Origin of the sequence: Streptomyces sp. NPDC057654, assembly GCF_042800135.1 — a bacterium.
Lineage (GTDB): Bacteria > Actinomycetota > Actinomycetes > Streptomycetales > Streptomycetaceae > Streptomyces.
The window spans coordinates 3206-11804 of record NZ_JBHVHQ010000188.1 but is presented as its reverse complement, the minus strand read 5'-3'; the positions used below and the strand labels follow the sequence as shown (position 1 = coordinate 11804).

8 protein-coding genes are annotated in these 8599 nt (G+C 66.6%); 4 read left to right on the top strand and 4 right to left on the bottom strand.

Going from position 1 to position 8599, the window contains the following annotated elements; all coding sequences use genetic code 11:
* Window positions 1–29 precede the first annotated feature (29 nt).
* Entirely contained in the window at window positions 30–656 is a 627-nt protein-coding gene (locus tag ACFU99_RS16800) for a PadR family transcriptional regulator (RefSeq protein WP_384392053.1), read from the bottom strand.
* Between the two features lie 350 nt (window positions 657–1006).
* Between ACFU99_RS16800 and ACFU99_RS16795 the strand changes: the two genes are divergently transcribed.
* Window positions 1007–1417 (top strand): Imm10 family immunity protein, encoded by a 411-nt coding sequence (locus tag ACFU99_RS16795; RefSeq protein ID WP_384392052.1) that lies wholly within the window; start codon window positions 1007–1009, stop codon window positions 1415–1417.
* A gap of 958 nt (window positions 1418–2375) precedes the next feature.
* On the opposite strand, the gene ACFU99_RS16790 is transcribed toward ACFU99_RS16795, so the two are convergent.
* The 3 genes from ACFU99_RS16790 to ACFU99_RS16780 all read right to left on the bottom strand — a co-directional run bounded on the left by ACFU99_RS16790 (window position 2376) and on the right by ACFU99_RS16780 (window position 6285).
* A complete protein-coding gene (locus ACFU99_RS16790; RefSeq protein ID WP_384392055.1) occupies window positions 2376–3266 on the bottom strand; it encodes a TniB family NTP-binding protein in 891 nt (296 codons plus the stop codon).
* A gap of 170 nt (window positions 3267–3436) precedes the next feature.
* Window positions 3437–5536, bottom strand: a complete 2100-nt coding sequence (locus tag ACFU99_RS16785) for a Mu transposase C-terminal domain-containing protein (protein ID WP_384392049.1) — start codon at window positions 5534–5536, stop codon at window positions 3437–3439.
* Entirely contained in the window at window positions 5524–6285 is a 762-nt protein-coding gene (locus ACFU99_RS16780; RefSeq protein ID WP_384392045.1) for a TnsA-like heteromeric transposase endonuclease subunit, read from the bottom strand. Before ACFU99_RS16780 ends, ACFU99_RS16785 begins: the two co-directional genes overlap by 13 nt.
* 215 nt (window positions 6286–6500) lie before the next feature.
* On the opposite strand from ACFU99_RS16780, the gene ACFU99_RS16775 reads away from it, so the two are divergent.
* The 3 genes from ACFU99_RS16775 to ACFU99_RS16765 all read left to right on the top strand — a co-directional run bounded on the left by ACFU99_RS16775 (window position 6501) and on the right by ACFU99_RS16765 (window position 8531).
* The gene (locus tag ACFU99_RS16775) at window positions 6501–7058 is read left to right on the top strand and encodes a DinB family protein (RefSeq protein ID WP_384392042.1); all 558 of its coding nucleotides are present in this window, start codon (window positions 6501–6503) and stop codon (window positions 7056–7058) included.
* Window positions 7059–7134: 76 nt separating this feature from the next.
* Window positions 7135–7569 (top strand): VOC family protein, encoded by a 435-nt coding sequence (locus tag ACFU99_RS16770; RefSeq protein ID WP_384392040.1) that lies wholly within the window; start codon window positions 7135–7137, stop codon window positions 7567–7569.
* Window positions 7570–7718: 149 nt separating this feature from the next.
* Window positions 7719–8531 (top strand): PhzF family phenazine biosynthesis protein, encoded by an 813-nt coding sequence (locus ACFU99_RS16765; RefSeq protein ID WP_384392037.1) that lies wholly within the window; start codon window positions 7719–7721, stop codon window positions 8529–8531.
* Window positions 8532–8599 lie beyond the last annotated feature (68 nt).

The window sequence follows — 8599 nt, the reverse complement described above, 5'->3', positions numbered from 1 at the left end:
GGGCCCCGTCATCCTTGCTGTTGAGCGCTTCAGCCCTCGTCGGCGAGGATCAGATACAGCTTCTTGCGCGATTCGTTGATGACCGCGAGCGCCTTCTGGCGCTGCTCGGGGCTGCCGGTCTTCCAGACCTGCCCGAAGGCTTCCATCAGCCCGAAGCCGGCCTGCCGGATCTCCTGCATGCCTTCCCAGTCGACGCCGCGCCCGGCCTCTTCCCACGGGGCCTGCGACCCCGCGTCGGCCTCGGCGCGCCCTTCGTCGGTGAGCGTGAACAGCTTCTTGCCGCCCTCGCTCTCGCTGGTGATCAGCCCTTCGTCCTCCAGCAGCTGGAGCGTGGGGTAGACCGAGCCGGGGCTCGGCTTCCAGGCGCCGCCACTGCGTTCGGCGATCTCCTGGATCATCTCGTAACCGTGCATCGGGCGGTCCTTCAGCAGGGCCAGGATCGAGGCGCGCACATCGCCCCGCCGCGCCCTGCCGCGCGGCCCCCCGCGCCCTCGGCCGCCGAAGCCGGGCCCGCCGAAGGGCGGTCCGAACGGCCCGAAGGCCGAGCGACGCCCTTCGAAGTCCCCGCGCTCTCCCCACTCTCCTCGCTCGCGCCGACCGCGCTGGTCGGATCCGTAGTGCTCGTGTCCATGGTCCTGTCCGTGATGGCGCCTCATCGCGTTTCTCCTATCGTTGATCGGTCGCGATGCGTCAACGATATATCGGGACCTGTCGCATAGCAAGCCCCTTCCTCGTGGGCCGATTGACCTGTCTCAGCGAAGGTTGCGCAGGTCTCAACGAAGATGCCGAACCCGACTTCGTCTCAACGAAGATGCCGTTTCGGCTGTTCGTCTCAGTGAATCTGCTCTGTCGAGCGGCCTTGGGTGACGCAGTCTCAAGCCTGCGCCAGCACGTTGACCTGCGGATCCTTGTTGGGGTGACGGTGGTGACGCACTTTCCGCCCATTCCTCTGTTCAGGCTCGCCCCTGCCTGGAAACTCAGAGGGACGCACTGATAGAACGCCGTCATGACGTACCGATTCACCGCCCGTGCCGCCAGAACCGAGATCGACCCCGACGGCTACTTCACTGAAGCTGCGCTTGCCGAGCGAGAGGATGGCAGCGGCTTCATCCTGATGTTCATGGCGGGTGAGGACGATCCCGACGACCAGGAGATAGCTCTTGGGATGGACACGCACTGCCTGGTCACAGCTGGCCAGGGGACCGCATACGGCTGTGTTCGTGAAGCCGTCCTGACGGGCAACGTCCTCCATGTCTCACTGAACCCTGACGCTCTGGAAGACCTGCGGCTGGATGACAGCGAGATCGAGGCCGTCATCGAAGCACCGACCGAAGACGTCGTCCAGTTCCGCGAAGTCCTTGCCCAGGTGCTCAACTATGGACGTGCGGACGCCGTGCCCAGCCGCCTCGCCGTCTGAGCCACTGTCCCCGCTGACTGCCCAGGCATGAAGGCGAAGACGAGGTCCCTTGCCTAGCTGTCACCAACAGCAAGTTTGCGACGTCGACGCTGGCCCTTCTCCCGGCAGTTCCTCGAGCACCATCGACGGGCTCGCCCGAATCTGTCCCTCTCGATGGGGGTCTGGCAGTGCTCGCAGGTCCGGATCCTGTAGGGGGCTGGGTCGAGTCCGCGGCGGGCTCGTTGACCGCAGAGATATGAGCACCAGCGCCGCTGGCCAGTGTTCCGCGTCGCTTTCGGGAGTGGGTCCTGGCAGAACTCACAGGTCTCGGCTGGCGAGCGGAGGAACTGTTCGGGCGAAGTGATTCGACTCCAGCGGCGGGCGTGCTGCCGACAGGCTGCAGAGCACGTCTGGCGGTGCGATCGAGAGCCCGGGGGCAGAGGTTTTTCGCAGGCTATGCAGCCACGGCCTTCTTGGCGGGAAGGATCATCATCGACGCTCGAAGCCGTCGACGAAGCGCGTCCCTGCTGGCGTTGAAGGTATGCGGTGCGGCGGCATGCGGATGAACAGAGTCGATGGCGCTGCCCGACCTGGATCTTCATCGGCTTCTGGCAGATCCGGCAGGGCGCCGTGGTTTGCCGTCGGCGGTGGGCACGGGTCCTGCAGCGCATGGAACAGAGGACCGCCCGCCGGCCGAAGGTATCGCTGGGCGGGATGTCAATGCCGCATTCCACGCACGTCTTCGTCTCGAGTGTTGTTCGTAGGAGGTCAGGATCACGGCCGGTGAGCGCGGCGAGGCGGGTCCATGACGGTTTGCCCCGGGGGCCAGGCGGTTCGTTGAGGAATTTCCGCAAGTAGGGCGGTGGGATGTGGTTGGCCTGCGCGAGACGCCGAATGAACGTGGGACCGCCCTCTCCCGCCTTCGGCCGGACCTGAAAGGGAAGTGGAACAAGCTGCGGATCGGCGTCGGCGGGTGCGGTCATCCTTTGCCATTCTCTGTTGGCGGGTTGTTCGGGCGGTCGCGCCCGGAGGCGATGTCCAAGTCGACGGCCAGCAGTCCGCTCTTAGTGATCTTCTCGGTGCCGCTCAGGATGGCGTCGACGGCAGCCCCGCGGATCTGGTGGGCGAGGGTGCCGATCATGCCGCCGGTGCGAGTGTGGAGGAAGCGGTCGAGTCGGGCCAGGGTGCCGCGTTTGTGCTGGTGCAGGAGGAGAGTTTCCTCCATCTGCGCCACGAGACCTTTCCATTCCTTGTTGTAGGGGAACTTATGAGTGATCACGGAGGTGAAGCGTCCTGCAATCTGGTCACCGCGGGTGCCGGAGAGGAGCCCCCCGGATTCGATGTCGATTCCGGCGTAGGCGAACGTAGCGGGGATGCGCTCGGAGAAGTACTTGAGGGTGTCGGACGCCTCGGCTCCCGTGCGGGTGTCCAGGGAAATGTTATGGATCTCATCGACCAACACCAGGCCGGTCCGGGCGGTGGTGCAGACGCCGACCACGGCTTCGGTCAGGTCGGTGAAATTCAGGCTGCGGGTGACGGGGAGCCCAAGGAAGCGAGCGAACTCGGCAGCGATCATGCGGGATGTCGCGGATGGCGGGACGGTGATGTATATGACCGGAATGCGCTCGTCCTGGCCTGGATACCGGCGCCGGTCGACGAGTTCGTGGGCCCGACCGAGCTGAGTAAGAGCGATCGTCTTGCCGGTGTTCGCGGGCCCGGAGGCGAGCAGGCCGCGGCGGGCGCTTACCGCGCCGCGGTTCAGGATGATCAGGCGACGTCCGCAGGTCACGGTGTGCCGGACTGTGGACGTGGCGATCACTTGCAGACGCGCGTGATGGTTGAGCCGATCGTCGTCGTAGGCGCTCTTCATCTCCTGCGCCGACGGATCCGACTCAGCCGCTGCAACGAGTGCCCCGTACTCGGCCTCGCTCATGATGACCATCGGCTGGCCCTGAGAGGTCGCGATGAACTCGCGCCATCCGAGCAAGGTGGTCAAATGCCGCCCGAAATCGTCGCCAGCCTGGCCGGACATCGGCATGATCACGACCGTCTCCAAGGATCCTCAAGAGGGTCGAAGAGCCCCAGTGGGATCACCTCAGCCATCTCGTCTTCGTCCACGGATTCCTCGGCGGCTGGCGCGTCTTCGGGCTGCGGCTCGGGGAGGACGACAGGGGCAGGAGCCGTCACCTTGGTTCGGGCCACCACTTGGCGGTCGCGCTTGGAGGGCCCCTTCTTCCTCTTCTGGCCAGGCTCAGCCGGATCCGGTCCGGCGTTCGCACGGGTCAGCAAAGCAGCCACGGCCTCGGCGAGTTCTTCCTCGGTGGCCTTGGGAAGTTGGTGACTGACGTGGTCCCAAGCCAGATCACCGAAGGGAACCGGCGTCCGGTTCAAGTACTTCCACGTCGCCTGGATCCATTCGCCTTCCCTGCGGTGGTTGCGTACCCAGATGCGAGAGACGTCGTAGGGGTCGCGATGGACCTCCCAGAGCCCCCGCTTGGCCGTGACACCTGAATCGCGCCGACGCATGGACCCGAGTTCCGGAGCGTCGTAGGTGCGGTTATTGATGCGAATGCCGTAGGCGTTGACTGCCCGCCAGGCAGCGGGCAGAAGCTCGATGTAGTCGTCTGCGCTGAGCGCGACTGGGACATAGCCGCTGGACTCCACCAGCGCGGCATACTTCTGATTCGGAGTGAACAGCCGCCCAGGGTGGTCGGGGTCTCGCAACCCGTCATGCGGGCGGTTCTGCCACTTTGCCACCACCCACTCATCGAGGAGATCCTGCAGCTCGGGCAGTGACCACACGTTCTCCTTCTCCGGGTGCCGACCGCGACGGTCGGTGTTGCGGCCGGTGTAGCCGGGGAGGAACTGCACGAACATCGTGGCGACCGAGCCCAGCATCTTCTCGATGTGGCCCTTCTCGAAGGGTGAGCCCTTGTGGGTCGGCTGGAAGTCGATCTCCAGGAACCGGCACGAGGCCCGGAAGTTGTGCGAGATGAACGCCTTGCCGTGATCGCAGACAATCACCTCCGGGACGATTACCGGCTTGGCAGCCGCATGCTCCAGACGCTCATCCAGCGTCAACAGCCTGCGGTGAGGCAGCACAGAGCGGGACATCTTGAGGGCATCCACCCAGCCCGGCCGCATCAACTCGGGCGTGACGGTCCTCGCCAGCAACACACTGGCGTCGACGGACTTCGTCGACGGCCGCAGGACAAGTGCCGTCGGTGTCCGGGTAGCGACATCGATCATGCCCGTGAGCTCGACTTTGCCGACCACCCCGTTGTCGAGGCGAACCATCACATCTAGCGGAGTCGAGTCGATCTGCATGACCTCACCCGGGGCACTCACTGTCAGCTCCCCCAAGGTCGTGCCCGCCGTATGAGCCTTCGAGCGGCGTGTCTCTGCGGAGCCCAGAGTGTGAGTACCCGCCGTCAGTTTCTCCACCAACCGGTAAAGCGTGGCCCGTGAAGGCCACGGAGGCACCGTTTGTCCGTCCTCGGTCTCGGTCTCGGTCTCGGTCTGCCTGAGGATCTCTTTCGTCCGCCAGATCAAGTAGGAAGCAGTCCGAGTAGAAGGGTCGACACCTTCGTCAATGGCCTGTCGCATCGCGTCGACCACCCTGGCGTCCACCGCCCCGAACTCCGGCCGCTTGCGGGCCGCTCGGCGATCCACCAGCCCAGCAACCCCCACTTTGAGGTAGAGGCGACGCAGCCGGGCGACCGTGTGGACCGTCACCGGGCGACCTGATCGGGACAGCTCAGCCGCCTTGGCCTTGTCCCGCGCGGCCACCGACGTCCCGGCCCCATATTCCTTGCGTGGCGATGCGCCGGGCTCTGCGTCCGGCGGAAGTCCACGCACGACTTCCAAGATGTGGCCCTCCCACCACAGAGCCTGCTCGACCGCTGCAGTAGGCATCAGGTCCAAGCCGGATGAGGCCGGCAACGGCATCCGCTCCGGACGGAACAAGACTTCGAAGTCCTCCGCCGCAAACAACTCGAGCAAAGCCACCACGCGGTGCGGAGCCTTCGCGTCCTCCAAGACTGCGGCCTGCGCTGTCACTTCGAGCACTCCGCGGACCTGGCCGTCGAACCGGACTCTCTCACCAACCGCCAGAATCTGCGGACGTCTCAGCTGGCGCATTGCTGCCGCCCCTCCGCCCAGACCAGGGTCGCAGTCTCCAGGAGCCGCCCGGAAAGATCGGCCTGCAGCTTCCCCAACCACAACAGGTGGAACAGCGCCGGCAGAACTTGGATCCGATCGCCGACCAACGCAGCCCCATCCCACAGGCTCTTCGGCTCGCTGAACACGTCCACAAGTCGCCCTGCTAGCGCCTGTGGCAGGCCGCAACGTGTCCGGCGATACCGCGCCAGCCACCGAACGTTAGCCATGAGAATCGGCTCGGGACGGCCCGCCCACTCGAACTCCCAGCCCACCGCCATGCAGGCCCGCTGAGTCGCCGCGAAGGCCTCCCGCGTGTCCTCGTCCATGTCGTCCTCGGCGCGGACATCCACAACCCGAGCCTGGCCAGTGGCCAGCCGGACAAAGTAGTCGGGAGCATGACGGCGCCCCCGTTCGCCGTCATGCCAGTGCAGCCAGAAGGGCTGCGAAGATATCGCCCTGACCTGCGGATCCCTATCGAGGACGATCAACCGGTCTCGCTCAAGCCAGGACTCATAGCCCACGTGATCCCGCATGGTTACCGAGTAGTACCAGCCTGCGAAACCGGGCGTTCCCTTGTCCCAACGGAACGGCCGGACAGGCTCGACTGCCTCGAACGGAACCTGCCAGATCGCTCCCAGAGCGTGCCGACGACGCTCACCGTTACGGAGAAAGTCCAGCTCAAACGCTGCTAACGCTTCATCACCGTACGCACGCGACAGCGCCTCCACCGCACCCCCAACCCAGCAGGCCGAGCAGATCCTCAATCTTCGGTGAGACTAACGAGCGCTTCAGCAACTTCGCTGAGATTCACGGAAACTTCGCTGAGACAGGTCACCGATTGAGCTGTGCCAGTCAGGGACAGCTGTCTGCGGGGGGTGTGACAGTGGAGGATGACCGCAGACGGCGATGATCACTCCGCGCGACGGGTCTGTAGTGTGCGGCGATGACAAGAAACGAGCAGCTCGCGGACCAGTTGGACTGGTACTGGTGCAAGAACCTGCGGCCACGGCTGGACGGTCTCACCGACGCGGAGTACTTCTGGGAGCCGGTGCGCGACTGCTGGAGCATCCGCCCACGCGGCACGTCGGCCGCGCCGATATCGGCAGGTTCGGGGAAGTGGACGATGGACTCCGCGCCCTCCGCCCCGGAGCCGGCGCCGGTGACCACGATTGCCTGGCGGCTGGCGCACATCATCGTCTCGTGCATGGGCTATCGGGTCGGATGGTACTTCGGCGGCCAGGCCGTCGACTCCCGGACATTCGCCTACGCGGGGACCGCTGACGAGGCGCTGAAACAGCTCGATGAGATGTACGGGAGATGGAACGCGGGGGTCCGCAAGCTCTCGGACGCCGACCTGGACCATCCGCCCGCGGTGGGTCCCGAGCCGTATCCCATGGAGAACAGGGTCCTGCACGTCAACCGGGAGCTGATCCATCACGGCGCCGAGATTTCCCTGCTGCGCGACCTCTACCGCCGGCAGGACGGGGCCGCCCTTCAGTGACGCTCGAACAGCGACCACTGGCACAGGGCACCGATAACCACAGGCGGCGCCGGACGCGCGCCGCTAGGGTGACGCGATGACATCGGTCAAGAAGTTCCAGGTCACCTTCGACTGCGCGAGCCCTGAGCGCGTCGCCCGCTTCTGGTGCGAGGCGCTGGGGTATGTCGTGCCGCCGCCCCCGGAGGGGTTCGCGACATGGGACGACTTCAATCACTCGCTGCCGCCCGAGCAGCAGGATGCGGCGTTCGCCTGCGTCGATCCCACGGGGGACGGCCCGCGGCTGTACTTCCAGCGCGTTCCCGAGGGCAAGGTCGCCAAGAACCGGGTGCACCTCGACGTGCGGGCGGGCACGGGGCTCGTGGGTGCGGAGCGTCTCGCCACGCTCAAGGCCGAGCGCGACCGGCTGGTCGCACTCGGCGCGGTATGCGTGCAAGTACTGGAAGCCGACGGTGTCAACGAGTCCTGCATCTCGATGCAGGACATCGAAGGCAACGAATTCTGCGTCGACTGAGGCTCCGCGGCCGGTTCCCGGCTCGCCCCCACGGGCAGAGCCGGGGAACCGCACCCGCCGTGTCAGGCACCTCCTTCGCCCACGGACCGGGCCACATTCCCGCGATTGGCCGTGTCCCGCGCGTACCCCGCACGACTACGGTCCGTGCCATGCGGATTCGAATCGTCGACGCCTTCACCGACCGCCCCTTCGGCGGCAACCCGGCCGGTGTCCTGCTCCTGACCGACGCCTTCCCCGACGACGCCTGGCTCCAGCGGGTCGCCGCCGAGGTCAACCTCTCCGAGACGGCCTTCGCCCACCCGCTGCCCGCGAGGTCCGAGGCCGACTGGGCGCTGCGCTGGTTCACCCCGGCCACCGAGGTCGACATGTGCGGCCACGCCACACTGGCCACGGCGCACGTCCTGCACACCACGGGCGCCGCCACCGGCACCGTGAGTTTCGCGGCCCGTTGCGGCACGCTCACCGCGACCGCGCGGGACGACGGCGCCATCACCCTGGACTTTCCGACCTCGCCCGTCACGCCGGCCGAGGCGCCCGACGGGCTGTCCCAGGCGCTCGGCGCCGCACCGGTCTCCGTCTACGACTCGGGGCCGGACGTCGGCGATCTGCTGGTGGAACTGGCCGACGAGAAGGCAGTACGGGCCCTGGCCCCGGACTTGGCGGCGCTCGCCCGGTGCTCCCGGCGCGGTGTCATCGCCACGGCCGCCGCCGAGGACCCCGCCCGCGGCTACGACTTCGTCTCGCGCTGCTTCTTCCCGAACGTGGGCGTCGACGAGGACCCGGTGACCGGCAGCGCGCACACCGTGCTCGCCCCCTTCTGGTCCGCCCGCCTCGGCCGCACCGAACTGACAGGCTTCCAGGGATCCGCCCGCACCGGCCTCGTACGCACCACACTGCTCGGCGAACGCACCCTGCTGACCGGCGCCGCCGTGACCGTCATCGACGGCGAGCTGCTGGCCTGAGCTCTGACGGCGGACCGAACCCGGGCGGAGAGCACCCCGGTTCAAGCCGTCGGCAGCCACCCCACCTT

Bases quoted from the DNA above. Each gene is read 5' to 3' on its own strand.
- ACFU99_RS16800 (WP_384392053.1), bottom strand. From the start codon at position 656: ATGAGGCGCCATCACGGACAGGACCATGGACACGAGCACTACGGATCC.
- ACFU99_RS16795 (WP_384392052.1), top strand. From the start codon at position 1,007: ATGACGTACCGATTCACCGCCCGTGCCGCCAGAACCGAGATCGACCCC.
- ACFU99_RS16790 (WP_384392055.1), bottom strand. From the start codon at position 3,266: ATGAAGAGCGCCTACGACGACGATCGGCTCAACCATCACGCGCGTCTG.
- ACFU99_RS16785 (WP_384392049.1), bottom strand. From the start codon at position 5,536: ATGCGCCAGCTGAGACGTCCGCAGATTCTGGCGGTTGGTGAGAGAGTC.
- ACFU99_RS16775 (WP_384392042.1), top strand. From the start codon at position 6,501: ATGACAAGAAACGAGCAGCTCGCGGACCAGTTGGACTGGTACTGGTGC.
- ACFU99_RS16770 (WP_384392040.1), top strand. From the start codon at position 7,135: ATGACATCGGTCAAGAAGTTCCAGGTCACCTTCGACTGCGCGAGCCCT.
- ACFU99_RS16765 (WP_384392037.1), top strand. From the start codon at position 7,719: ATGCGGATTCGAATCGTCGACGCCTTCACCGACCGCCCCTTCGGCGGC.